General features: G+C 60.3%; 24 protein-coding genes. 13 read left to right on the plus strand and 11 right to left on the minus strand.

Annotated elements, in window-relative coordinates:
- The 5 genes from TG4357_RS00005 to TG4357_RS00025 form a co-directional block, all read right to left on the minus strand.
- Positions 1 to 489 (minus strand): electron transfer flavoprotein subunit beta/FixA family protein (locus TG4357_RS00005; RefSeq protein ID WP_144433909.1); only part of this gene is annotated, 489 nt, incomplete at its 3' end.
- Positions 490 to 518: 29 nt separating this feature from the next.
- Positions 519 to 1,325, minus strand: coding sequence for an HpcH/HpaI aldolase/citrate lyase family protein (locus TG4357_RS00010; RefSeq protein WP_058260825.1), 807 nt, complete (start codon positions 1,323 to 1,325; stop codon positions 519 to 521).
- A 2-nt stretch (positions 1,326 to 1,327) separates the two neighbouring features.
- A complete protein-coding gene (locus TG4357_RS00015; protein ID WP_058260826.1) occupies positions 1,328 to 2,506 on the minus strand; it encodes a CaiB/BaiF CoA transferase family protein in 1,179 nt (392 codons plus the stop codon).
- Positions 2,506 to 3,657: an acyl-CoA dehydrogenase family protein gene (locus TG4357_RS00020; RefSeq protein WP_058260827.1), complete on the minus strand. Its 1,152-nt coding sequence runs from the start codon at positions 3,655 to 3,657 to the stop codon at positions 2,506 to 2,508. The genes TG4357_RS00015 and TG4357_RS00020 overlap by 1 nt, the downstream gene beginning before the upstream one ends.
- On the minus strand, positions 3,654 to 4,517 hold the full coding sequence (locus TG4357_RS00025) for an HTD2 family dehydratase (RefSeq protein WP_058260828.1): 864 nt from the start codon (positions 4,515 to 4,517) through the stop codon (positions 3,654 to 3,656). The genes TG4357_RS00020 and TG4357_RS00025 overlap by 4 nt, the downstream gene beginning before the upstream one ends.
- 111 nt (positions 4,518 to 4,628) lie before the next feature.
- Between TG4357_RS00025 and TG4357_RS00030 the strand changes: the two genes are divergently transcribed.
- From TG4357_RS00030 to TG4357_RS00050, 5 genes are all read left to right on the plus strand, one after another.
- Positions 4,629 to 5,531, plus strand: coding sequence for a LysR family transcriptional regulator (locus TG4357_RS00030; protein WP_058260887.1), 903 nt, complete (start codon positions 4,629 to 4,631; stop codon positions 5,529 to 5,531).
- A 185-nt stretch (positions 5,532 to 5,716) separates the two neighbouring features.
- Complete coding sequence (locus tag TG4357_RS00035; RefSeq protein ID WP_058260829.1) at positions 5,717 to 6,634, plus strand: polysaccharide deacetylase family protein; 918 nt, start codon at positions 5,717 to 5,719, stop codon at positions 6,632 to 6,634.
- Positions 6,631 to 7,290 (plus strand): cysteine hydrolase family protein, encoded by a 660-nt coding sequence (locus tag TG4357_RS00040; protein ID WP_058260830.1) that lies wholly within the window; start codon positions 6,631 to 6,633, stop codon positions 7,288 to 7,290. Before TG4357_RS00035 ends, TG4357_RS00040 begins: the two co-directional genes overlap by 4 nt.
- A complete protein-coding gene (locus TG4357_RS00045; RefSeq protein ID WP_058260831.1) occupies positions 7,287 to 8,699 on the plus strand; it encodes an MmgE/PrpD family protein in 1,413 nt (470 codons plus the stop codon). Before TG4357_RS00040 ends, TG4357_RS00045 begins: the two co-directional genes overlap by 4 nt.
- Positions 8,700 to 8,789: 90 nt before the next feature.
- Positions 8,790 to 9,719 carry a LysR family transcriptional regulator gene (locus TG4357_RS00050; RefSeq protein WP_058260832.1) on the plus strand — a complete coding sequence of 310 codons (930 nt, stop codon included), beginning with the start codon at positions 8,790 to 8,792 and terminating at the stop codon, positions 9,717 to 9,719.
- Positions 9,720 to 9,734: 15 nt separating this feature from the next.
- Here the strand turns inward: TG4357_RS00050 and TG4357_RS00055 are convergent, their stop codons facing one another.
- The 5 genes from TG4357_RS00055 to TG4357_RS00075 all read right to left on the minus strand — a co-directional run bounded on the left by TG4357_RS00055 (position 9,735) and on the right by TG4357_RS00075 (position 15,543).
- A complete protein-coding gene (locus TG4357_RS00055) occupies positions 9,735 to 11,102 on the minus strand; it encodes an MmgE/PrpD family protein (protein WP_058260833.1) in 1,368 nt (455 codons plus the stop codon).
- A 25-nt stretch (positions 11,103 to 11,127) separates the two neighbouring features.
- Positions 11,128 to 12,414 carry a TRAP transporter large permease gene (locus TG4357_RS00060; RefSeq protein WP_058260834.1) on the minus strand — a complete coding sequence of 429 codons (1,287 nt, stop codon included), beginning with the start codon at positions 12,412 to 12,414 and terminating at the stop codon, positions 11,128 to 11,130.
- A 5-nt stretch (positions 12,415 to 12,419) separates the two neighbouring features.
- On the minus strand, positions 12,420 to 13,061 hold the full coding sequence (locus tag TG4357_RS00065) for a TRAP transporter small permease subunit (protein WP_058260835.1): 642 nt from the start codon (positions 13,059 to 13,061) through the stop codon (positions 12,420 to 12,422).
- A 1-nt stretch (position 13,062) separates the two neighbouring features.
- Positions 13,063 to 14,106: a TRAP transporter substrate-binding protein gene (locus TG4357_RS00070; protein ID WP_058260888.1), complete on the minus strand. Its 1,044-nt coding sequence runs from the start codon at positions 14,104 to 14,106 to the stop codon at positions 13,063 to 13,065.
- 435 nt (positions 14,107 to 14,541) lie between these two features.
- On the minus strand, positions 14,542 to 15,543 hold the full coding sequence (locus TG4357_RS00075; protein ID WP_058260836.1) for a P1 family peptidase: 1,002 nt from the start codon (positions 15,541 to 15,543) through the stop codon (positions 14,542 to 14,544).
- 163 nt (positions 15,544 to 15,706) lie between these two features.
- On the opposite strand from TG4357_RS00075, the gene TG4357_RS00080 reads away from it, so the two are divergent.
- The gene (locus tag TG4357_RS00080) at positions 15,707 to 16,915 is read left to right on the plus strand and encodes an aminopeptidase P family protein (RefSeq protein WP_058260837.1); all 1,209 of its coding nucleotides are present in this window, start codon (positions 15,707 to 15,709) and stop codon (positions 16,913 to 16,915) included.
- A gap of 61 nt (positions 16,916 to 16,976) precedes the next feature.
- Here TG4357_RS00080 and TG4357_RS00085 read toward each other — a convergent pair whose 3' ends face one another.
- Positions 16,977 to 17,312: a cupin domain-containing protein gene (locus TG4357_RS00085; protein ID WP_058260838.1), complete on the minus strand. Its 336-nt coding sequence runs from the start codon at positions 17,310 to 17,312 to the stop codon at positions 16,977 to 16,979.
- Between the two features lie 194 nt (positions 17,313 to 17,506).
- Here TG4357_RS00085 and TG4357_RS00090 point away from each other — a divergent pair, with 194 nt between their 5' ends.
- The 7 genes from TG4357_RS00090 to TG4357_RS00120 all read left to right on the plus strand — a co-directional run bounded on the left by TG4357_RS00090 (position 17,507) and on the right by TG4357_RS00120 (position 25,210).
- On the plus strand, positions 17,507 to 18,583 hold the full coding sequence (locus TG4357_RS00090) for a coiled-coil domain-containing protein (protein ID WP_058260839.1): 1,077 nt from the start codon (positions 17,507 to 17,509) through the stop codon (positions 18,581 to 18,583).
- Between the two features lie 203 nt (positions 18,584 to 18,786).
- The gene (locus tag TG4357_RS00095; RefSeq protein ID WP_058260840.1) at positions 18,787 to 19,917 is read left to right on the plus strand and encodes a hypothetical protein; all 1,131 of its coding nucleotides are present in this window, start codon (positions 18,787 to 18,789) and stop codon (positions 19,915 to 19,917) included.
- 17 nt (positions 19,918 to 19,934) lie between these two features.
- Positions 19,935 to 21,872 (plus strand): AAA family ATPase, encoded by a 1,938-nt coding sequence (locus tag TG4357_RS00100; RefSeq protein WP_058260841.1) that lies wholly within the window; start codon positions 19,935 to 19,937, stop codon positions 21,870 to 21,872.
- 2 nt (positions 21,873 to 21,874) lie between these two features.
- Positions 21,875 to 22,906, plus strand: coding sequence for a hypothetical protein (locus TG4357_RS00105; protein ID WP_058260842.1), 1,032 nt, complete (start codon positions 21,875 to 21,877; stop codon positions 22,904 to 22,906).
- On the plus strand, positions 22,903 to 24,273 hold the full coding sequence (locus TG4357_RS00110; protein WP_058260843.1) for a DUF6638 family protein: 1,371 nt from the start codon (positions 22,903 to 22,905) through the stop codon (positions 24,271 to 24,273). The genes TG4357_RS00105 and TG4357_RS00110 overlap by 4 nt, the downstream gene beginning before the upstream one ends.
- Positions 24,274 to 24,282: 9 nt before the next feature.
- Positions 24,283 to 24,549 (plus strand): hypothetical protein, encoded by a 267-nt coding sequence (locus tag TG4357_RS00115; protein ID WP_058260844.1) that lies wholly within the window; start codon positions 24,283 to 24,285, stop codon positions 24,547 to 24,549.
- 13 nt (positions 24,550 to 24,562) lie between these two features.
- On the plus strand, positions 24,563 to 25,210 hold the full coding sequence (locus TG4357_RS00120; protein WP_058260845.1) for a DUF1523 family protein: 648 nt from the start codon (positions 24,563 to 24,565) through the stop codon (positions 25,208 to 25,210).
- The last annotated feature ends 16 nt before the right edge of the window (positions 25,211 to 25,226 follow it).

Here is a 25,226-nt window from a genome sequence, read left to right on the forward strand (position 1 = left end):
GACTTCGCGGGTGACCACGGCGGCGTCGCCATCGATGTCCAGCTCGGACGCGAAGGTTGCCTGCGACCAGCCCATGAGCGCCGACAGCATCTGGCCGGTGGCGTTCATGTCATTGTCGATCGCCTGTTTGCCGGCGATGACCAGACCGGGGGCTTCTGCGTCGATCACCCCTTTGAGGATCTTGGCAACCGCCAGCGGTTCGATGTCTTGATGCACGTCATCGGCGGCGACGACCAGAATGGCGCGGTCCGCCCCCATCGCCAGCGCCGTGCGCAGGGTTTCCTGCGCCTGTTTGACACCGATCGAAACGACGATGACTTCTTCCGCCTTGCCGGCCTCTTTCAGGCGGATCGCTTCTTCGACGGCAATTTCGTCGAACGGGTTCATCGACATTTTGACATTGGCAAGATCGACACCGCTGCCATCCGCTTTGACACGGACTTTCACGTTATAGTCGATCACACGTTTGACAGGCACGAGTACCTTCATTGCGTTGGTTTCCTTGGTTGGGGGCGGGGTCAGGACGTCAGGATCCGGGCAGCCCGGCCGAGCACCGGTTTATCGATCATCTGGCCTTCGAAGCGAAACGCGCCGTTCTGGCCCACGGCCGCGTCCAGCACCCGCCGCGCCCAATCGGTTTGGGCCGGGTCGGGGGAAAAGGCCGCATTCACGACCTCGGTTTGTTTGGGGTGGATGCACATCATCCCGGTCATGCCGCAGGCCTTTGCGTGCGCGGCGCAGGCGGCAAGCCCGGTGTCATCCCCAAGATCGGTGAAAACCCCGTCGACCGGCAGCGCCAGCCCGGCAGCAACAGAGCCGTTCACCAGCTGGTAGCGCGCCATGTCCAGCATCGTCCGGCCGCCCGGATGCGCCGCGTCCAATCCGAGATCCAACGCCAGATCGATGGTGCCCAGAAGCAGGCGGGCAACCCCCGGTATCCGGGCCAGACCGGGCATGTCTTGGATACCCTGCGCGGTTTCGACCAAGGGCCAGAGCGGGGTATCGGTATCGCCCGCAGCCCGGGTCAGGGAGGCAAGATCGGATTTGGGCAACACCACGCCGACAACGCCACGATAAGCGGCAAGCGCCCTATCGCCATCATACCACGGGCTGTCCACGGCATTGATGCGCAACAGGATGCGGGCCGATGGGGTGGCGGCAAGAAAGCCGCCCACGGCGCGGCGGGCGCGGTCCTTGGCTTCGGGGGCAACCGCGTCTTCGAGATCGACGATAACGGCACCGGCCGCGCTGGCCAGCGCCTTGGGGATGCGTTCGGCCCGATCGCCGGGGACGAAAAGAAGGCTTTGGGCCGTCGTGAATGGCATGGTCACAGCACGCCTCCTTGTTTCATGCAGGCGATTTCATCCGCGCCAAAGCCAAGCCCGTCCAGCACGGAATCGTTATGTTCCCCGAGATCCGGAACCGGGTCCATGCGCGGCGTATAGCCGTCGAAACCGCCGGGGGGCAGCAGCGCCGGGATCGGGCCGGAGGGGCTGCCGACGTCTCGCCAGCGATCGCGGGCTTGCAGTTGGGGATGGTCCCACAACCCGGCCATGTCGTTCATCCGGGCATTGGCGATGCCCGCCGCGTTCAGCCGGGCGATGACCGCTTCCCCGGTCAGACCGGCAAAAGCGGCGACGATCAGGGCGCTCAGCGCGTCCTTGTTTTCGGCCCGTCCTGCATTGCTGTCAAAGCGGGGATCGTACAGCAGTTCGGGATTGTGCAGCACCTTTTCGCAAAAGGTCTTCCATTCGCGTTCGTTCTGAAGCCCGAGGATCACCACAGTGCCGTCACCCGCCGGGAACGGTCCGTAAGGAAAAATCGTGGCGTGGCTGGCCCCGGCGCGGGCCGGAGGCGGCGCCCCGTCATAGGCGTAATACATCGGGTAGCTCATCCATTCTGCCAGCGCTTCGAGCATCGAGATGTCGATGGTGCCGCCCTGCCCGGTCTGGCCGCGCCGGATCAGCGCCGCGAGGATGTTGGTATAGGCATACATGCCCGCCGCGATATCGGCGATGGAAATACCCGATTTGCAGACTTCGTCCTGGGTGCCAGTGACCGAGAGGAACCCGGCTTCGGCCTGTACCAGCAGATCATAGGCCTTGCGGTCGCGGTCGGGCCCGTCCGGGCCGTAGCCCGAGATATTGCACACGATCAGGCCGGGATTCATTTCCGACAACGCGTCATAGGTCAGCCCCAGTCGCGCCGCTGCGCCGGGGGCAAGATTTTGCACCAGCACGTCGGCGGTGGCCAGCAACCGGCGCAGCACCTCGTCGGCATCGGGGTGTTTGAGGTTCAGCGTCAGGCTTTCCTTGGACCGGTTGGCCCAGACGAAATGCGACGCAAGCCCGTCGACGCGGCCATCATAATTACGGGCGAAATCGCCGGTGCCGGGGCGTTCGACCTTGATCACCCGCGCGCCCAGATCGGCCAGTTGCCGGGTTGCGAACGGCCCGGCCACGGCATGTTCCAGCGTGACCACCGTCACTCCCTCCAGCGGTCCCATCAGAACGACCTCGGCAGGCCAAGCACGTGCTCAGCGACATAGGACAGGATCAGGTTGGTCGAAATCGGTGCGACCTGGTAGAGCCGGGTTTCGCGGAATTTGCGTTCAACGTCGTATTCATTGGCAAAGCCGAAGCCGCCATGGAATTGCAGGCAGGCATTGGCCGCTTCCCAGCTGGCCTTGGCGGCGAGGTATTTGGCCATGTTGGCCTGTGCGCCGCAGGGCTGTTTGGCATCGAACAGGCGGCAGGCTTCGAACCGCATCAGGTTGGCGGCTTCGACTTCGATATGGGCTTCGGCGATGGGGAATTGAACGCCCTGGTTCTGACCGATGGGGCGGCCGAAAACGGTGCGTTCCTTCACATAGTCCGACACTTTGTCGATGAACCAATAGCCGTCGCCAATGCATTCGGCGGCGATCAGCGTGCGTTCGGCGTTGAGCCCGTCGAGGATGTATTTGAACCCCATTCCTTCTTCGCCGATCAGGTTTTCTTCGGGGATTTCCAGATTGTCGAAGAACAGTTCGTTGGTTTCATGATTGACCATGTTGGGGATCGGTTTGACGTCCATGCCGTTGCCGATCGCATCTTTCAGATCGACGATGAAGATCGACATGCCATGCGATTTCTTCTTGACCTCGGTCAGCGGCGTGGTGCGGGCCAGCAGGATCATCAGGTCGGAATGTTGCACCCGGCTGATCCAGACCTTCTGGCCGTTGACGACATAGCGGTCGCCCTTTTTCACCGCGGTGGTCTTGATCTTGGTGGTGTCGGTGCCGGTGGTGGGTTCGGTCACGCCCATCGATTGCAGCCGCAGTTCGCCGCTGGCGATCTTTGGCAGGTATTTCAGTTTTTGTGCCTCGGATCCGTGCCGCAGCAGGGTGCCCATGTTGTACATCTGCCCGTGGCAGGCACCGGAATTGCCGCCGGCCCGGTTGATTTCTTCCATGATCACAGAGGCTTCGGTCAGGCCCAGCCCGGAACCGCCGAATTCTTCGGGGATCAGCGCGGCGAGCCAGCCCGCTTCGGTCAGGGCGTCGACGAAGGCTTCCGGGTAGGCGCGGTCTTCGTCCACCTTGCGGTGATATTCGGGTGGAAAGGTGGCGCAGAGCGCGCGCACGGCGTCGCGGATTTCTTCATAGCTGTCGGTCATGTCCGTGATCCTTTGGCTAGCGTTGCAATTGCGTTCATGGCCAAGGCGCCATCATGGCGCCGCACCCACAGGCGGAAGGTCTGGTCTGCCTTGTCGGGTGCGCCGTGAAGCGTGAAGGGATGGGTGTCGAAGACCGGGGCGACGGCGCGGAACGAGAAGTCCGCGACCGGCACCTGCGGATATTGCCGCCGCAACAGGTCAAGCAGCAGCGTGGCCAGCAACGGACCATGCACGACGAGGCCGGGATAGCCTTCTTCGTGTTTGCAAAAGTCGCGGTCATAGTGAATGCGGTGGCCGTTGAAGGTCAGCGCCGAATAGCGCTGCAACAGCACCGGATCGGGATCGATCAGGCGCGAATACGCAGACCCTTCGGGGGCGGGTTTCGGCGTCGGTGCCGGGGCATCACGGTCCGGGGCCTGACGATAGACGATATCCTGTTCTTCTTCGACGCATGCGGTGTCACCATCAAGGATGCGGTGCTGCACGGTGACGAAAACCAAGTCCCCGCTGCGGCCGGATTTATGGGTCACGTCCTTGATCGTCGACACCCGGCGCAGCGGCATGCCGATATGCATCGGCGCCAAGGATTGCAGCCGACTGCCTGCCCACATCCGGCGCGGCAGCGGAATCGGGGGGATGAAACCGCCGCGCGCCGGATGGCCATCGGGGCCGAGTTGGCCCTGCGGACAGGGATCTTGAAAGTGCAGCCAATGCCAAAGCAGAGGCAGAACATCGCCTTCGGCATAAGGCGGGTCATCCCGATCCAGTGTCGCGGCCAGCGCGATCGAAAGAAACGGGCTGACCTGTTCTGCCACCTGTTCCGTGCTGCCGATCCATGTCTGAAGATGTGCGATATCCACGGGGTGCCTCCTGCGGCGGTGATTTGCAATGTGATGCCATGCGGTTTGCGTTTTCCAAATTCGCAATTTATCAAGGTCGCATTCGGATTTGCCGAACGCGGAGGCGATGGAATGCATATTCAGCTTCAGGATCTTCAGCTTTTCGTTCAGATCGCCGAGGCCGGTAATCTGACCCGTGGGGCGCAACGGGCGTTCCTGTCAGCCCCCGCCGCCAGTGCCCGCATGCGGGCGCTGGAGGATCAGTTGGGAGCGCAAATTCTGTATCGCAGCAACAAGGGGATCAGCCTGACCAAGGCGGGTGAAACCCTACTGCACCATGCCCGGTTGATCCTGCGGCAGGTCGATTTCCTGAAGGACGATTTCGCCGGGGACGATTTCGGCGGCCATGTCCGCATTTTCGCCAACACCACGGCTGTAACCGAATTTCTGCCCGAATTGCTTGCTGATTTCATGGCGGAGCGACCACAGCTTACGGTCGATCTACAGGAACGGCTGACCCATGACATCTTGCGCGGCATTCAGGACGGCACGGCGGATCTGGGGATCTTTTCGGGCGAGGTGGATGCCGGGGAGCTTGAAGTCATCCGGTTTTCAACCGACCGTCTGTTGCTGGCGACGCCGCGCGGCCACACGCTGACCGCGAGGCCAGAGGTGCGGCTTGCTGAAACGCTGGACTATGAACATATCGGGCTGCACGAAGGCAGCACGCTGCTGGCCTTCCTGCGCGGTCTGATGGAAAAGAACGGCTATGAACGCGCATTGCGCATTCAGGTACGCAGTTTCGAAGCCATGTGCCGGCTGGTCGAAGCCGGTGTGGGCATCGGTGTCGTTCCCGAATCTGCTGCCCGGCGGCACGCCCGCACGATGCAGCTTGAGCTTGTTCGGCTGTCGGACGACTGGGCGCTGCGCGATCGTTGTGTCGCCCTGCGCAGCCGTTCCGCCCTGCCACGCAGTGCCCGGGCGCTAGTCGAAGCGTTGATTCAGTCCGGCGTCGGCGGCGACACCGGCACCTGAAACACCCGCGCCAAATCCCCTCCTATCGCAAGTTGCTATAACCGGTTGCACCCTTTGGAATTGGAAAGGGCTCCCCCGCGCTGACATCCTGACAGCGGCATCGGCTTACGGATGCTGTGCGCCCCGTGCTGAGCAGGGGCGCTTCGGAAACCTGACGTTTCAGTCACTACGAGTTAGGAAAAAGAATGGACGATTATGCGTCATCGCCTGCGGCGCTTGCGGGCGCGATCCAGGCCAATCCACGCATTCCCTACAGCTTGGCAAACCGGCAACCGCCATTGGCCGGGCCGGACGGCAAGCGGTTGATCGTCAATATGGTGGTGAATATCGAATATTGGCCGTTTGACCGGGAAATGCCGCGCAAGCTGCTGACGGCACCGCACGGGCGCGAACAGGTGCCAGATGTTCCAAATTTCTGCTGGGCCGATTATGGCATGCGGGTGGGTATGGCGCGGCTATTGTCGTTGTTCACAGCGCGCGACTTGCCGGTGTCGGCCAGCATCAACGCGACCGTGATCGACGCCTATCCAGAATGCGCCGAAGCGATCCGCGACGCAGGCTGGGAATTTGTCGGCCACGGCATGCATCAGACCAGCCTGAGCACCGAAACCAGCGAAGCCGACGTGATCCGCGAAACGCTGAAGAAACTGCGCGCCTTTACCGGCAAACCGGTGCGCGGCTGGTTGAGTCCGGGGTTGCGCGAAACCGCGGCGACGCCGGATATCCTTGCCGCCGAGGGGATCGAGTATCTGTGCGACTGGAACGTCGATGACGTGCCGCACTGGATGCGGGCCACGCCGCGCGACCTGATCGCGATGCCTTACACATTGGAATTGAACGATTCGGTCGTTCATGCGGTCGAAAAGCACAGCTCTGCCGAAATGCTGCGGCGGCTGGAAACCACGCTGACCTGTTTTGACTGCGGCAACGAAACGGCGGGGGCCAAGGTGTTGGGCATCGGGCTGCATCCGCATCTGATCGGGGTGCCGCACCGGTTGCCCTATCTGGCCGAAATGCTGGACCTGCTTCAGGCCCGCGACGACGTGGTTTTCATGACCGGGGCGCAAATCGCTGACTGGTTCAGCAAGGAGGCGGTGGCATGACGACCAAAGAACCGCATATCCTGAGCGATTTTTCCGAACGGTTCGCGCCGGCACACACCGCGCTGCTGATCATCGACATGCAGAATGATTTCTGCCTGGACGGATTTGCCACCAGCCGCGCCGGACGACCATTGGACGCCGCCCAGGCGATCATCCCGACCCTGGAAACGCTGCTGCGCGCGGCGCGGCAGGCGGGTGTTCTGGTCTGTCATGTGGGGTTCTGGACCTTGGACCATCACCTGAGCGACACCGCGCCGTGGTTGGCGCAGCGGCGGCGCGCGACCTATGCGTCGGACCGGATCGCGATGGCAGGCAGCGAAGGGGCCGATTTCATCGAACCGTTGTCGCCGCAACCGGACGAACCGGTGATCCGCAAACACCGGTACAGCGCCTTCAAGGGCACCGATCTGGACATGGTGTTGCGGGCGCGTGGCATCAAGTCGGTGGTGCCGACCGGCGTATCGACCAATGTCTGTGTCGAAAGCACCCTGCGCGACGCGTTTGAAACCGGTCATTACACCGCCCTGCCCCGCGATGCCTGTGCGTCCTGGGACTTGGCCCTGCACGACGCCACCCTGAAAACCGCAAATGCCCGCTTCGGGCTGGTCTGCGACAGCGCCGACCTGATCCAAGTGTGGACTGGAGAGACACAATGAAAGACGCAAACGTTTCGACCCGCACCCTGACTGAGAACGCCGCCGGCTTCGCCGCGTCGTTGAGTTATGACGACATTCCCGAACACACCCGCCATATCGCCAAGCGCTGCATCATCGATGGGCTTGGCGTCATGCTGGCGGGGACCGAACAAGAGGCGCTGACGGTCGCTGAACGCTATCTTGGGGCGACCGGCGCAACCCCGGTTGCGCGGCCGGTGGGCAACAAGGCGATGAAAGTATCGCCACAGCAGGCCGCCTTCTGGAACGGGTTGGCGGGTCACGCGATGGATTGGGACGACACCCAGGTCGCCGAAGGGCCGGATCGCCCCTATGGGTTGCTGACCCATCCCACCGTGCCACCGCTGTCGGCGGTGCTGGCCCTGACCGAAGCCGAACAAGGCGTCAGCGGCAAGGATTTCCTGACCGGGTTCGTCGCCGGGGTCGAGGTTGAAAGCAAGATCGCCGAGGCGATCAACCCCGATCACTATAACCTTGGGTTCCATACCAGCGGCACTATCGGCACGTTCGGATCGGCGGCAGCAGCGGCCCGGATCCTGCAACTGGACGCGGCGCAGATGGCGCAGGCATTGGGCGGCGCGGCGTCGATGGCGGCGGGTATTCGCGCCAATTTCGGCACCATGGGCAAACCGATGCATGTCGCCCGGTCGTCCGAAAACGGCGTGACCAGCGCCCTTTTGGTACGCGAAGGCTTCACCTTCAACGATGCCGCGCTGGACGGGCAATGGGGATACCTGTCGGTGGCGGGGCGCGGGGGAGAACCCGATCTGGTGCTGGGCCGGTTCGGCAATCCGTTTTCGCTGTCCGAACCCGGGGTCAGCATCAAGCCCTATCCCTGCGGTGTGCTGACTCATCCGTCGATGGACACGATGAAGGCGTTGATGGAAGAACACGGCCTGACGCCCGGCGATATTGAAAAGGTGACGCTGTTCGCGTCCAACAACATCCTGCACCCGATCCGGTTCCGCACTGCCAACACCGAACTGGAGGGCAAGTTCTGCATGGCCTTCCTGTTGTCGGCGATCATTCTGACCGGCCGGGCGGGCAAGGCCGAATTCACCGATGCCTTCGTGCAAAGCCCCGACTGCCAGGCGATGCAACAACGGGTCGAGACCCAGTTCGATCCCGATATCGCCGCGATGGGGCACGACAAGATCCTGTCGAGGATCGAAGTGGTGACCAAGTCCGGCAAACTGTTGCAGAAGTTTTCGGACGACCGTTATCGCGGCGGGCCGGCAAATCCGCTGTCCGATGCTGAGGTCGAGGCCAAGTTCATGGACTGCGTGTCCGGCATCCTGAGCGACGCGAGCGCGCGCGCGGTTCTCGACATGATCTGGTCGATCGAGGATCAGCCCGAGGCTCGACGCCTGCTTGACCAAGTGAACGGCTGATCCCAGTCCGGCGGTTTCTTTTCACAGGCGTTGATCTGTTCTATTGTGACCCGTGTAAACGGATCAACGCCAACCGCCGGAATTCGCCCCATGGAAATGCGCCAGCTCCATTATTTCGTCGCGCTTGCTGAAGAATCGAGCGTGTCACGCGCGGCGGTCAAATTGTCGGTGGCACAACCCGCGATCAGCCGACAGATCAGGATGCTGGAAGAAGAACTGGGCGTTACCTTGTTCCACCGCACCGGGCGCGGCATGACACTGACCAGCGCGGGCAGTTTTTTCGAAGGCCGGGTGCGCCAGATTCTGAACGACCTGAGCGAATTGGAACATGATGTTCGCGGTTTGAAAGGCGTGATCGAAGGCAAGGTGACGCTGGGCCTGCCACCGACCGAAAGCCACATTCTGGTGCCGCCCCTGCTCAAGACCTTGCGCGAACACCATCCGGGCGTCGATCTGCGCATCGTCGAGGCGTTCAGCGGTGATGTCAGCGAACTTCTGACCACCGGGCATATCGATGTGGCGCTGTTTTACAAAGCCCCGCGCACGAAACATTACGTCGCCGATGAATTGCTGCATGAAAGCCTGTATCTGCTGCAATCGGGCGCTTGCCCCACGCCCGGCGGCGCCACGCTGAATGTTGCCGATCTTGCCCGCTGGCCGATGGTTCTACCCAGCCGCCGGCATGGGTTGCGCGCACTGCTGGAACAGATGTGCAACGATATGGGGGTCGATCTGAACGTGGAATACGAAGTCGATTCCCTGATGCCGCTGATCCGCATGGTCGAGGATGGTTCGGTCGCAACCGTTTTGCCCTATAACGCGGTGCAGCGGGAAATCGAACAAGGGCGCATCGTCGCGTCCCAGATCGATCCGGCGCAGTTGCGGCGGGTTCTGGTTCTGGCCACCACCACCCACCATCCCGTGCGCACCGCCATGCGTATCGTTGCCCAGCTTTGCGCCAATATCGTGCGCGACCTGTCGGCAAACGGGCAATGGCAGGGCATCATTGCCAAAGGCTGACACGCCGCGACGGGTTCAACCGGCCAGCGGGCAGGCAAGATCCATCAAGGCACGGACATCGTGCAAGGTTTCAAGGGTGTCGATCCGTCCGGCAAGGGTCGTGGCCTGATCTTGTGACAACGGCAGCGCCGCGGCCTGACAATTCGCCCGAAACTTGGCCATCCGCTGATCCGCCGTCACCGGGTTTTCGGGGTGGCCAAGCGCCTGTCCGACGGTTTCAGAGGCACTGGTGCCGTCGGCATAGTCGAGCGTGACACGGCAGGGGCCGAAAGCACTGGGTTCGGCCATGTCGAAGGTCTGGACCTCGATCCTTTCCGCCAGCATCAGCGGGTCCAGTTCGGCCAGCGCGGCCGGGGTGAAATGCCCGACGCCAACCGTGCCGTCCAGCAGGCAGCGGGCGACGCAATAGGACAGACACAGTCGGGCATAATTGGCCGGCATCCCGATCCGGGCGGGCCGACCGACCAGAGTATAGGCAACCGGCGACACCGTCACCGTGAGGTCGTGCAGCATCGCGGGATCGCTGGCGCGGCGGGCCTGAAGCCGCATCACCGCTTCGATCGCGCCATGGGTCGCGCGGCCGGTCGGGAAGGGTTTTTCCACCACCTGTTCGACCCGTCGCACCCGGGGCAGATCGGCCAGAACCGGGGCCAGATCGACGGTGTCCTCGAACAGGTTGAAATATCCGAACCGGCCGTCGAATGTGTGTTGTGTCGCCTTCAGACCTGCCCGGGCCAGATCGACCGCTTCGACCGCCGCACGGGCATTGAAACCGATTTGCAGCGCCAGCAGCATCGTGCCTTCTTCATGCGCCTGCATCGATCCGCCCGATTGGGCATATTGCGCCCCGAAGGCAGTAATCATCTGGTCCCGGTCAAGCCCGGCAATCTTGGCCGCGGCGGCAACCGCCCCGAAGCCGCCGACGACCGCGGGACGGAAAAACTTCATCGCGCTGGTCCCGGCAAGGCCGATCGCGGCGGCGATATCGACCCCTGCCACCACCGCTTCGATCAAGGTCTGGCCGGATACGCCGCCCTGGTGTTCGGCCACGGCCAGAGCGGCGGGCAGGATCGCGGTGAGCGCGTGAACGACAGCATCTTCGTGCAGGCAATCGAATTCGGAATTGTGGATGTTGTAGGCATTGTGGAAGGCCGCCAGACCGGGCGGAAACCGCCCGTTGCGGCCCAACACCCGGCAATGCGCCCCCTGCCCCCATCCGACAGCGGCACCGGACAGTTCTGCCGCCCATTGGCCCGCACTGCCCGAAAGTCCCACCCCGACGCTGTCGAGGATCAGCCGCGCGGCGGCCGACCGGGTTGTTTCGGAAAGATCCGCAAAGCGGGTCGCGATGACGTGGTCGGCAAAATGCCCGGCAGCATCCATGATCGGTCTCCTGTCTTCTACCGCGTCACCGGGACAGCCCCGGCAACCAAAGCGCGATGGCGGGAAAGGCGATGACTAGGCCGATCATCACCAGCAGCATCCCGACAAAGGGCATGGCCCCCACCATCACGTCATTCATCGATCCGCGCCCCGGGCGGATGCTTTGCACCACGAACAGGTTCAGCCCGATCGGCGGCGTCACCAGCGCGGTTTCCAGCAACAGCATCAGCACGATGCCGAACCAGACCGGATCGAAGCCCAGCGACACCACGATCGGGGTGACGATCGGCACGGTGGCGATCATCATCGACAAGGTTTCCATGAAACAGCCCAGCACGATGTAGAACAGGGCGATAACGAGGATCGTCTGATACGGGCCAAGCCCCAGCGTGGTGACGAAATGTTCCATCGCGTCGGCGAGGCCGATAGCGGCGAACACGAGGTTGAGGAAATAGGCGGCGATGATGATCAGGATGATCATCGCGGTGGTGCGCATGGTGCCTTCGAAGGCGGTCAGCAACACGCCGATGTTCAGCGCGCGAAAAGCGGCGGCGAGGATCAGCGCCGCGATCACGCCCAGCGCGGCGGCTTCGGTCGGGGTGGCAAAACCGGCATAGATCGACCCGACAACGACGGCGAAGATGGCCGCCGGTGGCAGCAGGTGCGGCAGGCTGGTCAAGCGGGCGCGCCAACTGGTGCTGAGCCGCTGCCCACCCCATTTGGGATTGAGCAGGCAGGCCACCGCGATCAGCACCATGAAAAGCCCCGCCAGCAGCAGCCCCGGCAGGATCCCGGCCAGATACAGCCGGGGCAGCGAGGTATTGGTCATCACTGCGTAGATGATCATGTTGATCGACGGCGGGATCAGGATGCCGAGCGTACCGCCAGCGGCCAGAGTACCGAGAAACAGCCGTTCGTTATAGCCATGGACCGGCACTTCGGGCAGCGCCACGGTGCCGACGGTGGCGGCGGTGGCGACCGACGACCCCGAGGTCGCCGCGAACAGCGCCGAGGTGCCGATATTGGAATGCATCAAACCGCCGGGCAACCAGCCCAGCCAATGCGACAGGGCCATGTACATCCGCGACGACACGCCGGTGCGCAACAGGATTTCGCCCAACAGCACGAACATCGGGATGGCGACCAGAAGGTTGTTGGTGCTGGTCGACCAGGCGATATCGCCCAAGGTGCGCACCAATGGCATCGGTGAATAGAGTTCGGCCAGGATCAGACCAAGCACGCCCATGACCGCGGCCACCGGCAAGCTGAGAAGGATCAGAACGATCAATGTGGTAAGGGCAGTGGCCAGCATGGTGGTTATCCTTGTGTGACGTGGTCCAGACGGGAGGGGGCGGCCTGTTCTTCGACCTCCTCCTCGACCGCCTTGATGCCGACGATCCGGGTGATTGCGGCGGCGTCGCCGCGCAGCAGATAGCCGAAAGTGCGCAGGCACAGCAGCACCAGGGTCAGAGAAAAGAAGACAAGCCCGCCCACCCACAGCGATTGCGGCAGCCAGAGCGGCACTTGCAGGGCGCTGTTCGAAGTGGACCCGAATTGCAGCGTGCTTGTCAGCAACTGGCCCGCCCAATAGGTCAGCAGCAGCATGAAGCCCGTCATCGAAACGAGGCTGATCAGGTCGAGCGCGGCGCGGGTGCGCCGGTTTGCCAGGTTATACAGCACATCGATGCGGATATGGGCCTGTTCGAGCAGGGCGAAGGCCAGTGTCCAGGTCACTGCAACCGCCAGAACATAGCCGGTGATTTCATCCATACCGCCCAGCGTCACGCCGACAAATTTGCGCAACAACACCTCGACCATGACCAAAGCGCAAACCGTGATCAGGGCAAACCCGGAAACCCATGTGGCGCCCCGGCCCAGTTTGCGGCAAAACTGCAAACCCCGGTCCAGAGGCGAGAACGCCCCCGGACCTTTATCTGTGTTGATCTCAGGGAGAGACATATCAGTTAATTTCCGTCTTGATGCCAATGACCGGGCCGATGGTTTGATTGAATTCGGCCACACAATCGGCACCGCAGCGTGCCGCCCATTTGGGCAGGATGACATCGGAGGTGATCTTGTCCAGAAGATCGCGGTCAGCTTCGGACACCGGAACAAGGGTCATATCGGCCTTGACGCCGACCGTGCAGGGATCGGCCCCCACGTTGCAGTTGATCCCGTCTTGGGTTTCTTGCCCGGCCCCGACCCAGATTTCGTCTTCCAGTGCTTTCAGTTCGGTTTGCAGGAAGGTCTGGGTTTCCGGGTTCAGCCGGTTCCAGAATTTCAGGTTGGCCGCGGTGACCATCGTGCTCCAGCCGACGGGCAGCGCATAAAGATGGGTCGAGACTTCGAACCACTTGGCGGAATTGCCCGACAGCGTGCCGGTGATCGCACAATCCACGACACCTGTTTGCAGCGCCGGAATGACATCGGCAAAGGCCATGGTGACGCCGGTGCCGCCCAGTGCCGAAACGAATTCGGAAAGCGTGCGATTCCCGGTCCGGACCTTTTTACCGGCGATGTCGGACAGATCCTTGATTTCGGTGTTGCAATAGAAAACCTGTGCCGGATAGGGCCAGGTGGCGAGGACCTTGACGCCGTATTTTTCGGTGAAATAGGAATCGAGAACCGGTTCATAGGCTTCGGCGATGGCGTGGGCCGCCTCGACGGTCGGGGCCAGCCCGGCCAGATCCGCCGCTTCGTTACGCGGATCATCCGAGGCGGTGTATCCCAGAACCGTCGTGCTGATATCGACAACGCCCTGACCGGTCAGGCGCAGAACCTCGCCGCCTTTCAGGCCCATTTGGTCGAAGCCACGCACCACGGCCTTGATCCGGCCATTCGATGCGGCGGGCAGGCGATCATTCCAGAACGCTTGTTCGTAATTTTCGTAGGAGGAAAGGAAGGACACCGAACCAAGGACGTTCAGATCCACACTTTGAATTTCGGCCGGGGCCGACGTCGCGGCGGTTGACGCAATGGCAATCGCGGCTCCGACCCTGGACATTTTGGCTTTGTTCAACATTTCGTCGTGCTCTCTGTTGGCTATCCGGCTGCTTGCGCGCCGACCAAACAGGCCTTGGCGCGGCTGCCGATTGTTTCATTTGTGATCTTGTCTGCCATTTTCAGGCGACGATCACAGCTTATAGCCAATCTCTTTTTGCCGGTAAAAAAACCAGATATGCCGATCCGCTATAGCTTGGGATCGTTGACTAAGACATTGATTTAATAATATTTATAGGCGCAGAAGGGCCTACCTTAGCGATATGTGGGCATGGCGTTTTACAACCCGCACATCCGTTTACCGCGTCCCCAGTTGCCAACAGAACGATTTGAGCCTCCACCAGCGCGGCGGACGGCACCGCGCCGGGATTCGCGCCGGGTCAGACGGCGAGAAGACCCAAAGCCAAATGCGCGGCAAATGGCCGGGGCAAGCCCTGCGTCAGCCGTAAGTGTTGGACCAGCTCGATTGCAGATCGTTTGCGGCGGCGCGGGCGTGGAACACCGCGCGGGCAATGGCGCGGGCCATGCAGGTGGCGGCGGCATGGCCAAGATAGAGCGTATCGGACGCGACATGTCCCAACGATTTTTGCCCCGTCGCGGCGGCAAAGATCAGATCCCCATCCATCGGCGTATGGGCCGGGAACAGTGCGCGGGCAAAACCATCATGGGCGGCGGTCGCCATCCGGGTGCATTGCGCCTGAGACAGCATCGCATCGGTGGCGACGATGCCGATCGTGGTATTGGCATGGGCGGCCAGCTTTGTCGGTGGCAAATGCGGTTCGGGATAGGCCGATGCAACCCCAAGCCCGCCGAATTCGTCGCCTTGTTCGAACGGGGCGGCCCAGAAATGCGGCCCCTCGCCCACCACGGCAGAGCCAAGCGCATTGACCGCGACCAAGGCCCCGACCGTATGTCCCGAAGGCAGCACCACCGAAGCTGACCCCAGACCGCCTTTGAAACTGGCCGTGGTTGCGCCGGTGCCCGCCCCAACGCTGCCCAGGCTGAAATCTGCGGTCGCGTTCGCCAGCGCCTCGGTGCCCAAGCGTTTATAGGGGTTTTCGGCCCAATTCTTGTCGCCGCCATTGATCAGGTCGAACAGGATCGCACCCGGAACGATCGGAACCAACTGATCGCCCACCGCGAAGCCGCGCCCTTGTGCCCGCAAGGCATCGGCCACGCCCGAAGCGGCATCAAGCCCGAACGCCGATCCGCCCGACAGCACCAGCGCATCGACCTGTTCCACGGTTTTATCCGGGGCCAGCAGATCGGTTTCCCGCGTTCCCGGCGCGCCACCCATTACATGAACACCCGCCGTGAACGGCGCATCCGCGATCAGGACCGTGGTGCCGGTCTTGATGGTGTCATTGCCGGCGTTGCCGACACGAAAACCGCCCACATCTGTGATCAGGTTTCGGGCACCGGGGCGGATTTGGCTGGTCATGGTCTGAAAATCCCTTTGAAATGTCGCAAATCATCTTGCCAGATCGTGCGCGATGGGCAAGGACAAGACAGGGGCAAGGCGATGGCGTCGCCACATGACGCGGAGTCATGCGCCCCGATACCGTCCTGAACGCCGGGACCTTTCTTTCTCAAGGAGGGTCGAAATGACATCCCGTCCAGAATTTTACCGTTTTCATAATGGCGACAAGGCCAAGTTGCCTTTCGCTGCGACCGAATACGCGGCGCGCCTTGCCGGGCTGCGCCGGATCATGGCCGCGGCAGGGGTCGATGCCGTGGTGCTGAGTTCGATGCATAACATCGCCTATTACAGCGGGTTTTTGTATTGTTCGTTCGGGCGGCCCTATGGGTTGGTCGTGACCGCCAGCGACGACGTGACGATCAGCGCCGGGATCGATGCCGGCCAACCTTGGCGGCGCTGTCATGGCGACAACATCACCTATACCGATTGGCAGCGCGACAATTACTGGCGCGCGATCCTGTCCGTCACCGGCGCGGGTGGCGTGATCGGGTTTGAGGCCGATCATCTGACCTTGGTGCAAAAGGACAAGCTGGAGTCGTTCCTGACCCCATCGCGGTTGGTGGATCTGTCAGCCCAGACCATGCGCCAGCGTATGCACAAAAGCCCGGCCGAAATCGCGCTGATCCGCCACGGTGCGCAGGTGGCCGATGTGGGCGGCTATGCGATCCGCGACGCGGTGCGCGAAGGTGCGCGTGAAATCGATGTGGCGATGGCCGGGCGCGACGCGATGGAAGCCGAGATTGCCAAGCGGTTTCCCGATGCGGAATACCGCGACACCTGGGTTTGGTTCCAGTCGGGGCTGAACACCGACGGGGCGCATAATCCGGTCACGGCGCGGGCATTGCAGCGCGGCGATATCCTGAGCCTGAACACTTTTCCGATGATCAGCGGCTATTACACCGCGTTGGAACGGACCCTGTTCGTGGGCGAGGTGGACGATGCCAGCCTCGCAATCTGGCAGGCCAATGTCGCCGCGCATGAATACGGGATGAGCCTGCTGAAACCGGGGGCAAGCTGCGCCGAGGTGACGCAGAAGATCAACGATTTCTTCGCCGGACGTGACCTGCTGCAATACCGGACCTTTGGCTATGGCCACAGCTTCGGCGTCTTGTCGCATTACTATGGCCGCGAAGCGGGGCTGGAGCTGCGCGAAGATGTCGATACGGTGCTGGAGCCGGGCATGGTGATTTCAATGGAACCGATGCTGACCATCGGTGCCGATCAGCCCGGCGCGGGTGGCTACCGCGAACACGACATTCTGGTGATTACCGAGGATGGCAACGAGAATATCACCGGCTATCCTTACGGGCCGGATTTCAACGTGGTGGGTTGATCCACCGTGGGAAGGGGCGTCCCTGCCCCTTCCTGTCCTCTGCGATGCCGAAATCGCGCGGTTACAGGCGGATCACGTAATCCTTGGTGGTGGTTTCGATCACTTCCCAAGTGCCGCTGAAGCCGGGCCGGATCACATGCGCATCGCCCGCTTGCAGCCGGGTTTCCTGCCCTTCGGCATTGGTCAGCACCGACACGCCGCCGAGAATGCGGAAATATTCCCATTCGTCATAGCTGATGCGCCATTTTCCGGGTGTCGATTTCCAGATCCCGCAATAGAGCCCGTCGCGGTCTTCCAGGTTCCATGTGGTGAATTCCGGATCACCCGAAATCAGCTTCCCGGCATCGGGACGTTCGGTTTCGCCGGGGCCTTCGGCCGTGACTGGAAAGTTGAGCATGACGGGTCACCCTGAATTTGATCATATTATTCAGAAGCATTTAGCGCGAAGACCCGAAGCCCGGCAAGAACGTCTTGTCACTTTCTTTTTGCGGGCGAGTTTGGCACAGTTTTCCAGAACCCGGCCATAAGGGGGTAGCATTTGTGCTTGCCCGTCCCATATAGGCGATAAGTTATTGAAAAGAAGGGAATACGATGGCGAATTTTGATGCTCAGGTAATGGAATCCCAAAAACAGGTCGCCGAGGCGCAAGCCAAGATCGCCGAATTGACTTCGCGGATCGAAACCGCACGGGATCAGATCGCATCGGGCGATGCGACGATGATCGACATCGAAAACGCCACGCTGGAAGACGTCCATGCCCATACCGATGTGATGAACGCCAATATTGCCGAACTGATCATGGGGCTGGATGACGTCACCGCCGCCTTTTCCAAGGATTTCGACGAGATGCGCACCAAGACGGGCTGGGAAAGCTTCGTCGGTGTGTTTTCCAAGGGGAAATCGGAATCGCTGCGCCAAGAACGGATGCGCACCGCCAATATCGATGACAAGTTGCAAGACCTGATCGCCAAATCCGACGTGATCACCCAATTACTGGAAACCCAGCTGGCGACGCTGAACGAACAGAAGACGAAGGTTGAAACCAACCTGTCCGAAACTTTGGACGACCGCGAATTCACCGTCAGCGAATTGGAAGACACCCGCGCGCAGATCATGGCGATGGACCCCAGGATCATCGAATTGGAAAACAAGATCAGCGTCACGCAGGACGCGGCCGAACGGACCAAGCTGGAAACCGAACTGGCCGATCTGAACAAGGCCTATAACGAATTGGTGCAGGCCGAACAGGTCAAGCTGGCCAAATCGCAGACCTTGGAACGCTATATCGAGAAGGGCAAAACTTGGGTTGATAGCCTGCAAAATCAGGCCGCAACCCAGATGGTTCTGATCAACAAGCTGCAAACGGATACCAAGCAGCGGGTGGTTTTGTATGATGCGTTATCGAAATCGCTGAAGACGGCGCAGCAACAGGACGTGGCGCATAGGATCAACGAAATCGGCGTGCAAACCGATAAGGAAGCACAGGCCGCCATGGCCGCGATCGGCACCGCCACCAATCAGCGGATGGCCGACATGATGGAAAAGCACGAGGAACACATGGTGTTCGCCCGCGAAGTGCTGGAAGCCAAGGCCAAGGCGGATGAGCGTTTCGCCCGCCGATTCCAGACGATTGTCGAAAAGCATGACAAGAACCTGTATGGGGCATGACCTGTTGGGTTGACCCTGCTTTGCCCGGCCCAAGGTCGGGCACCACGCGGCCCCACAGCAGCGGACCATCCGGCGTGGGCGCGCCGAGGTGCACGCCATGACTGCAAATCCACAACATGCCTTTGCAGGATCGGGGGCCACGCGGCAGGGATGCGATTACGATGACTGACGATAGACCTTTTCCAACGTCCGGCAGTTCACATATGACATCTGAAAAGGTGGACATCACGCGGGACCATGCGGCATTGCGCGACACTTTCGCCAGCCGCCGCTATTTTCGCAAATTCGAACGGATTACCGACCATCTGGGCAGCGTTGCGGCCCAGATGCAGGTCGAAGGCGAACTGAGCGCGCAGGAGGTAAAAATCCTGATGCGCTATCTGGTCCAGATCGGTTTCACCTTCAAGGCACTGAGCATGAAATATCTGCTGACCGGGCGCGATACCGGGCAGTTTTTCGGATCGTTGGCGATCGACACGGTCGAAAGCGGGTTCCCGGTGTTCAACGAACTTCTGGTGATGGCCAATGACGTGATGCAGGCCGAACAGCATCTGGAAAACATGCCAAGTGCAGAGGCCATCAAGCAGCAGATGGTGGCAAAGATCGTGGGCGATCATGCGATCCCGACCAAGCTGCAATTCGCACTGTCGCAGCGGCTGTATTACGAAGAACTGATCAAGGGACAGATGTTCTGGGCCCGCAACGATCCGCGCGCGGTGTGGCTGGGCGGCGACGAACGGCGACGCTACCTGCTGCATTGGGCGGTCTATGACAGCGAAGTGAACCTGCCGGTTCTGTACATGATGGAACTGGAAGATTCCGGGCGCAACGGCTTGCCCAAGGACGAACGGCGCTGGCCCGAGGTGCAGGCGCATCTGATGGGGCAATCGCTGGGCGGGTTGAAATTAGTCACCATCGCCAAGGGGTTCGACGAACAATTCAACGATCTGCACCCGAAACGGTTCCGCCGCATCCATCTGGGGCCGATGTACAGCCACGCCTATACCCGGCAATCGGGCCCGTTGCGCGAAGTTCTGGCCGAAGCGGAAAGCCCCGAAGGGCAGGATTGGGCATTGGCCTGGACGGTGGAGGAGCTGCAAAGCGAACGGGTGAGCGAAGAAAAGGTCGGGTGGTTTTCCACCGCCGAGCGCGAGGTTTTCGCGCTTGATCCGTTCGGCGGGCGCGGGGTGGAAACCGGGGCGACGCGGGTCGAGCGCAGCATCATCCTGCCCGAGCGGCCCTATCAGGTGCTGGTGGAAAAGGCGCCGCCGGGATTTGCCAATATTCGGAAATTCGTGGTCAGCCCGACAGGCCGGGTTTTGAGCTACCGCTAGGAAATGAAGGTGAGATCATGAGCCAGACAAGCGATCAGATGGAGCTGCGCGAGGAAGATATCCGGGCCCATTATGATGCTGCCGTGGCGATGCTGAACGGCATCGATCATACCCCGCGCATTGCCAAGGGCAAGGATGCGGCGGGTGCGCCGGGGCGGTCTTCGGGGGTTGTCGGGCATCGCCGGTTCCGGTCGACCACGCCGGGGATGGTGACGCGGTCCACCGCGCGGCCCGAAGGGGTGAAACTGTTGCAGCGGATCGAAACATCGGACGGGGCGGATGCGCTGATTTCTCCGTTGCAGGCGGGTGTGATGAACGGCTTGCGCCGGGCTTTGGCGATTGCTTTGGCGATGGGGGCGGCCTATGCGGCGCAAACCGGGTTGGCCGGGTTGAAACGGGCCAATCTGGACGGGGCGTTGCCGCCGGATCGCAAGAATGATTTTTCCGAACTTCTGGCCGGTGAGGCGCTAGTCAGTCTGCATGTCTTTGCCAACGCGACCGCGTTTTTACTGGCCCCGCATGCCAGCGAAGCCCCGGTCGAAGTGGGACAGGTCGAAGAAATCCTGACCGACAATGCGCAACTGGCCTTGCATGGGGCGCTGTGGGAATTGGATCAGGAACTGGCGCGGTTTGCCAAGGATGACGCGACCTTGGTGGCGACGGTGACGGCCTTTGCCGAACAATTGATGGAACAGGTTGCCTTGCGGGCGCAGAGCATGGGGCGGTTGCAGGCCTTTGGCCGGACCAGCTGGAAGGTCGAGGCGGATGATTTCGCCATTCAGGGCTTTACCCCGGCGCGCAAGGCGCGGGGCAGCACCTTGACCATGCAATTCAAGAAACCGCATCAGGTGGTGGGCAATCACATCGCCAAATATCAGGCTTTGCGGTTGTCTAAGATGCTGATGGCCTATGATTTCGACCGCCGGCTTAATCCGTTCGCGGAACTGGGCGGGTTCATTTTCACCTTCATGGGCGATGGCAAGCCGGGGACCGGCAAGACCACGCTGATTCAGATGATGGCCGGGTTGATCCATGACTATTGTCAGGCGGTGGATTATCCGTTCCGGTTTCAGAACCTGAGCACCGAAAACATCGACAGCTATCAGGGCAAATCGGGGCAGAACGCCAAGGCCTTCATCAACAACATCATCGACCCGCATGTGATCGGCTTTGGCACCATTGACGATATCGATCAATTGGCGGGCAAGCGTGGCGACCGGCAATCCAGCGCCGGGCAGTTGGAAATCACCGCCGTGCTGATGGAAAGCTTTGCCGGGGCCAACACGGTGGTGCGCGGCAATTGCACCTTCGGGATGTTTTCCAATTACCCCGAAAACGTCGACGATGCTTTGCGGCAACGGGCCGGGGCGCGGTTCCTGGTCGATGGGCCGCAAACGCGGGAGGATTACATCGACATCCTGCATCTGTTGATGGGTAAGAATCATGATATCCCATTGGGCGATCACGACCTTTATGCGGCGCAGGAAATCAGGACCGCCGTCGCGCGGTCGTTCGAAGCGCATTCCAAACCGCACGAGGCGGGGTTGTTGAACGTGTTCGACCGGGTACATGACCGGATCGGCGAATTGGACACGATCGCCAAGATGGGCAGCTATCTGAAAGCCATTCAGGAAGCGGATGAGCGGTTCACCGGCCGCGCGATCAAGAACATCACCGACGCGGTGAAGGTCCGCGCGATGGATTTCGAACTGCCGGATGAATGGATGGAAAAACCCGATCTGTTCCTGTTCCAAAGCTACGAGCGCAAAAAGGACATGATCGCGGCGCTGCGGGTGCCGATCACCCCCGACATGGTGTTGCAGGAAATCAACCGTTATGCGGATTCCGAGTTCCGCTATGCCGACAAGTCGGACGAGGTGGCCATCGAGACGATGGTGCGGGAGTTCGAGCGACAAGAGGAAGCGAAGAAAAGGTATTTGGAGGGGAAGGAATAATTATGCCCAATGCTCGGATTGATTTCCCAAGGAAAACTGATTTAGAAAGTCTGTTTAAGTTTTCAATTGAGCTTGACTACTACACGCAGCATGATCGAATTATTATTGATATGCCTGAGAAATCGTTCTGCGGTCCATTTGCCATGCTTTTAATAGCGACAAAAATATCACACCTAATTAGCCGGCACCCAAATACAAAAGTTGTTTTCAATAATTGGGAGTCGCATGGATATCTTTCCCATATGGGTTTCTTTTCTATGTGCGGATTTGATCACGGGAAGCAGGTCGGAGAGGCTTGGGGGAGCAGAAATTACGTTCCCATTAGCCAATTGACCAGGGGAAGTCTAATAGAGAGAGATGTTGATAAGTATGAGGAAATGCAGGACCTTCTGCAGCGACGTGTTGATAGAGTCGCAGAAATAATAGCGCATGACACAGAGAAGAACCGCGTCCTGCTCGATGTGCTGTCGTACTCATTGAGGGAAGTGTTTAGAAATGTTTTTGAGCATGGAGAGACGGACAGCCTGTATTACTGTGCGCAGTATTGGCCAAAGAGTGGGAAAGTCGAGTTTTCTGTCTCTGACTTTGGGGTTGGGGTGTGTAGGGGGTTAGGGACAAATCCAAATTTTCGGTTCAAGTCTGACAAAGAGGCAATTGAATACGCTTTGCTGCCTGGCGTTTCCGGCCGAACGCATCAACGGCGGGTCTCCAGCAATTGGTTCAATTCTGGGTATGGCCTGTATATGACTAGCCGCCTAGCTCGAAATGGCGGAAACTTCACCATTGCCAGCGGGCAAGACGCAATACAGCTTACCCCAAAGACAAAGACAAACTTTATCGCATCGTTTCCAGGAACGATTCTTCGGGTGAATTTGGATACCAGCAAGATTGGTGATGTCCAAAGTAGATTGTCTGAGTTTCGTGAAGAAGGGAAGAAGATAGCGCAGGAAATTAAAGGCTCTGGAAATCGCCCTCCTTCCGCTATGTCCTTGTTGCTTCGGCGTGATTACGAAAGCGAAGTTAAAAGAAAATGAAACGCCTCATCACCCGTGGCCTGATGTTCGGCAACCTGATCCATGTCAGCAGCCCCGCCTTGGTGGAGCGCTATAACCGCGCGCTGATCCATCTGACCGGCAAGCGTACGGAGCTTGCCGATTTTCATATCGACATTTCCGGATATTCCCCGGAAGTGGGCGATGAGTTGGACGACCCCCTTTACCTCAACCCCAACGGGGTCAACCGGCAGTTCATTTTGCTTTCCACGGCGCAGAAAACCGCGCCACTGCTGAATGTCAAATTTTCGATGTCGCGCAGCATCCTGCGCCAGTTCATCGAAGAAAACGAAGCGCAGCTTTTCGCGCTGACCGCCAAGGACGCGGTGGCGGGGGAATTGCTTAATTCCGTGTATGCGGTCAGCGATCCACGGGCATTGTTCAATATCCGCAAGATCAAGATCGAGGCCGACACCACCGCCGGCACCGTCCGCGATGCCGAACAGCTGGGCCAGAAGATCGACCGGTTCATGGCCGAAGATGACGCCTGGTTCGACGATGTGTTGATCGCGGACATGGTGACGCTGGCCAAGAGGACCGGCGATGTGACCCGCAACCCGGTGCGGTTGAAACAGATGGAATTCGGTCAGGACAATTTCTGGACCGCGCATTTCGGTGGGCTTTATATTTTCCGTGGTCTGGATCATCCGGCGGCGATTTCTGCCGGGGATAAAGCGCAGTTCGGCAAGCTGCCGATCAAGTACACATTCGATTTCAACGACCGCAACCAGATCGCCAAATTCTTCGAATATAACGATCTGGTCGAACCGATCGTCAAGGCGCGCGGCATCGATGCCGGGGCGATCCTGCGCCAGAAACTGGATTTCATCATCGTAGATGCGGCACAGGAAACCGGCATCGACCTGACCGGCGCCAACCGCCGCGATATCCGTGCGCTGGCCCGCGCCCATGCCGCGGATTTGCCCGAGGAATTCCACGGGCTTCAGGCGCTGTTGCGATGGGCCGAGGACGAAGGGCCGTGGCCGCGGATCACTTCGGATCACCCGGCCTATTTCTATACGTTACGCGCCGCCGACCATCCCGACCGCGATCTGGTCAACATGTTGCTGGCGGAACTTGCCCCCAAGGATGTGCGGCAATTGTTCATTTGCCACAAGGAAGCGTTCTATCGGGCCTATCAAGGCTGGAGCGAGGCCAAGAAATCCTATGTGGCGGATTTCCTTGATCGGGAATATCAGGTCGACAAGGCTGGGGCGCGGGCGGCGTTGTTCGGGCATGATGATGCGATGGCGGAACCGGTGCGGCAACCGGATCTGATAGACCGGGTGGGGCCATGGGGCGCAATTCGGCGCAAACGGGGGGGTGTCAAAGGCCCCTGGGGCGGATAGGAGACGAAAATGTTTGGACTTGCGCGGTTTCTGATTATTGGATTTGTCATTCTGACCCTTATCTATACAGGGGTGTCGCTTTGGTCCCGATCGGTCCGCAAGGCCAAGTTGAAAAAGGAATGGGAAGAAGAGATCCGCAAAGGCGACAAGGAAGACTTTGTCGACGAGGGTCTGGAAGATTATTCGCATTCCTTCCGGCGCAAACTGATATTGCTGGTCTATGTCGTGCCGGTTCTGCTGGTTCTGTTGATCATCTATCTTGTAAATATGAATTAAGGAGGCCGCTGCAATGGTCTATTTCAAATGGGCATTCTGGGGCACGATCTGGCTGATCGTGGCGGCTTTTTTCCATTACACCCTGCCACAGCACGATATCGTGCGGATCGTGAACACCTATGAAGAACGTCAGGATCTGAGCGACTGGACCCGGCGGTTCTGGTCAACACCGGACGATCAGTCACAAACACTGGAAAATCGCGATGTGCAGTTCATCCAGGCGGTCACGCCCGAAGGCAAGGCCCGGGTGTATCGCAACGAAGATACCGGTTGGCACTGGCCACCCTATTTCAAGTTCGACACCGCCAATCTTTATACCGAAGCGAATGATGCCAAATCCACCAAGGCACAACCGGAATGGTATTCGATCACCCATTACGGGTGGCGCAATGAATATCTGTCAATCTTCCCCAACGCGGTGGCGTTGAAGCCGGTTGCGGGACCGGATGCGACCATCATTCCGTGGCTGAACATCGTCATCCTGACGCTGTTCTTTGCGCTGGTCTGGGCGCTCTGGGTGCGTTGGCGGCGGTTCCGGCGCAACCGGATCGATCCGATGCTGGAAGGGTTCGAAGACAGCTATGATGCGGCGTCCGACGCCGTTGCGGATCGGCGCGGCCGGATCGGTCGTTGGCTGGGCAGTTGGAAATCGAAAAAGTAAGGCAGAAACTGCGGTG

Origin of the sequence: Thalassovita gelatinovora (assembly GCF_001458355.1) — a bacterium.
In the GTDB taxonomy this organism is placed as follows: Bacteria; Pseudomonadota; Alphaproteobacteria; order Rhodobacterales; family Rhodobacteraceae; genus Thalassobius; species Thalassobius gelatinovorus.

What these genes read in the sequence shown, in the direction of transcription:
- TG4357_RS00010 (WP_058260825.1), bottom strand. Translation starts at nt 1,325, where the DNA reads ATGCCATTCACGACGGCCCAAAGCCTTCTTTTCGTCCCCGGCGATCGG.
- TG4357_RS00015 (WP_058260826.1), bottom strand. Translation starts at nt 2,506, where the DNA reads ATGGGACCGCTGGAGGGAGTGACGGTGGTCACGCTGGAACATGCCGTG.
- TG4357_RS00020 (WP_058260827.1), bottom strand. Translation starts at nt 3,657, where the DNA reads ATGACCGACAGCTATGAAGAAATCCGCGACGCCGTGCGCGCGCTCTGC.
- TG4357_RS00030 (WP_058260887.1), top strand. Translation starts at nt 4,629, where the DNA reads ATGCATATTCAGCTTCAGGATCTTCAGCTTTTCGTTCAGATCGCCGAG.
- TG4357_RS00035 (WP_058260829.1), top strand. Translation starts at nt 5,717, where the DNA reads ATGGACGATTATGCGTCATCGCCTGCGGCGCTTGCGGGCGCGATCCAG.
- TG4357_RS00040 (WP_058260830.1), top strand. Translation starts at nt 6,631, where the DNA reads ATGACGACCAAAGAACCGCATATCCTGAGCGATTTTTCCGAACGGTTC.
- TG4357_RS00045 (WP_058260831.1), top strand. Translation starts at nt 7,287, where the DNA reads ATGAAAGACGCAAACGTTTCGACCCGCACCCTGACTGAGAACGCCGCC.
- TG4357_RS00050 (WP_058260832.1), top strand. Translation starts at nt 8,790, where the DNA reads ATGGAAATGCGCCAGCTCCATTATTTCGTCGCGCTTGCTGAAGAATCG.
- TG4357_RS00055 (WP_058260833.1), bottom strand. Translation starts at nt 11,102, where the DNA reads ATGGATGCTGCCGGGCATTTTGCCGACCACGTCATCGCGACCCGCTTT.
- TG4357_RS00060 (WP_058260834.1), bottom strand. Translation starts at nt 12,414, where the DNA reads ATGCTGGCCACTGCCCTTACCACATTGATCGTTCTGATCCTTCTCAGC.
- TG4357_RS00065 (WP_058260835.1), bottom strand. Translation starts at nt 13,061, where the DNA reads ATGTCTCTCCCTGAGATCAACACAGATAAAGGTCCGGGGGCGTTCTCG.
- TG4357_RS00070 (WP_058260888.1), bottom strand. Translation starts at nt 14,106, where the DNA reads ATGTCCAGGGTCGGAGCCGCGATTGCCATTGCGTCAACCGCCGCGACG.
- TG4357_RS00075 (WP_058260836.1), bottom strand. Translation starts at nt 15,543, where the DNA reads ATGACCAGCCAAATCCGCCCCGGTGCCCGAAACCTGATCACAGATGTG.
- TG4357_RS00080 (WP_058260837.1), top strand. Translation starts at nt 15,707, where the DNA reads ATGACATCCCGTCCAGAATTTTACCGTTTTCATAATGGCGACAAGGCC.
- TG4357_RS00085 (WP_058260838.1), bottom strand. Translation starts at nt 17,312, where the DNA reads ATGCTCAACTTTCCAGTCACGGCCGAAGGCCCCGGCGAAACCGAACGT.
- TG4357_RS00090 (WP_058260839.1), top strand. Translation starts at nt 17,507, where the DNA reads ATGGCGAATTTTGATGCTCAGGTAATGGAATCCCAAAAACAGGTCGCC.
- TG4357_RS00095 (WP_058260840.1), top strand. Translation starts at nt 18,787, where the DNA reads ATGACATCTGAAAAGGTGGACATCACGCGGGACCATGCGGCATTGCGC.
- TG4357_RS00100 (WP_058260841.1), top strand. Translation starts at nt 19,935, where the DNA reads ATGAGCCAGACAAGCGATCAGATGGAGCTGCGCGAGGAAGATATCCGG.
- TG4357_RS00105 (WP_058260842.1), top strand. Translation starts at nt 21,875, where the DNA reads ATGCCCAATGCTCGGATTGATTTCCCAAGGAAAACTGATTTAGAAAGT.
- TG4357_RS00110 (WP_058260843.1), top strand. Translation starts at nt 22,903, where the DNA reads ATGAAACGCCTCATCACCCGTGGCCTGATGTTCGGCAACCTGATCCAT.
- TG4357_RS00115 (WP_058260844.1), top strand. Translation starts at nt 24,283, where the DNA reads ATGTTTGGACTTGCGCGGTTTCTGATTATTGGATTTGTCATTCTGACC.
- TG4357_RS00120 (WP_058260845.1), top strand. Translation starts at nt 24,563, where the DNA reads ATGGTCTATTTCAAATGGGCATTCTGGGGCACGATCTGGCTGATCGTG.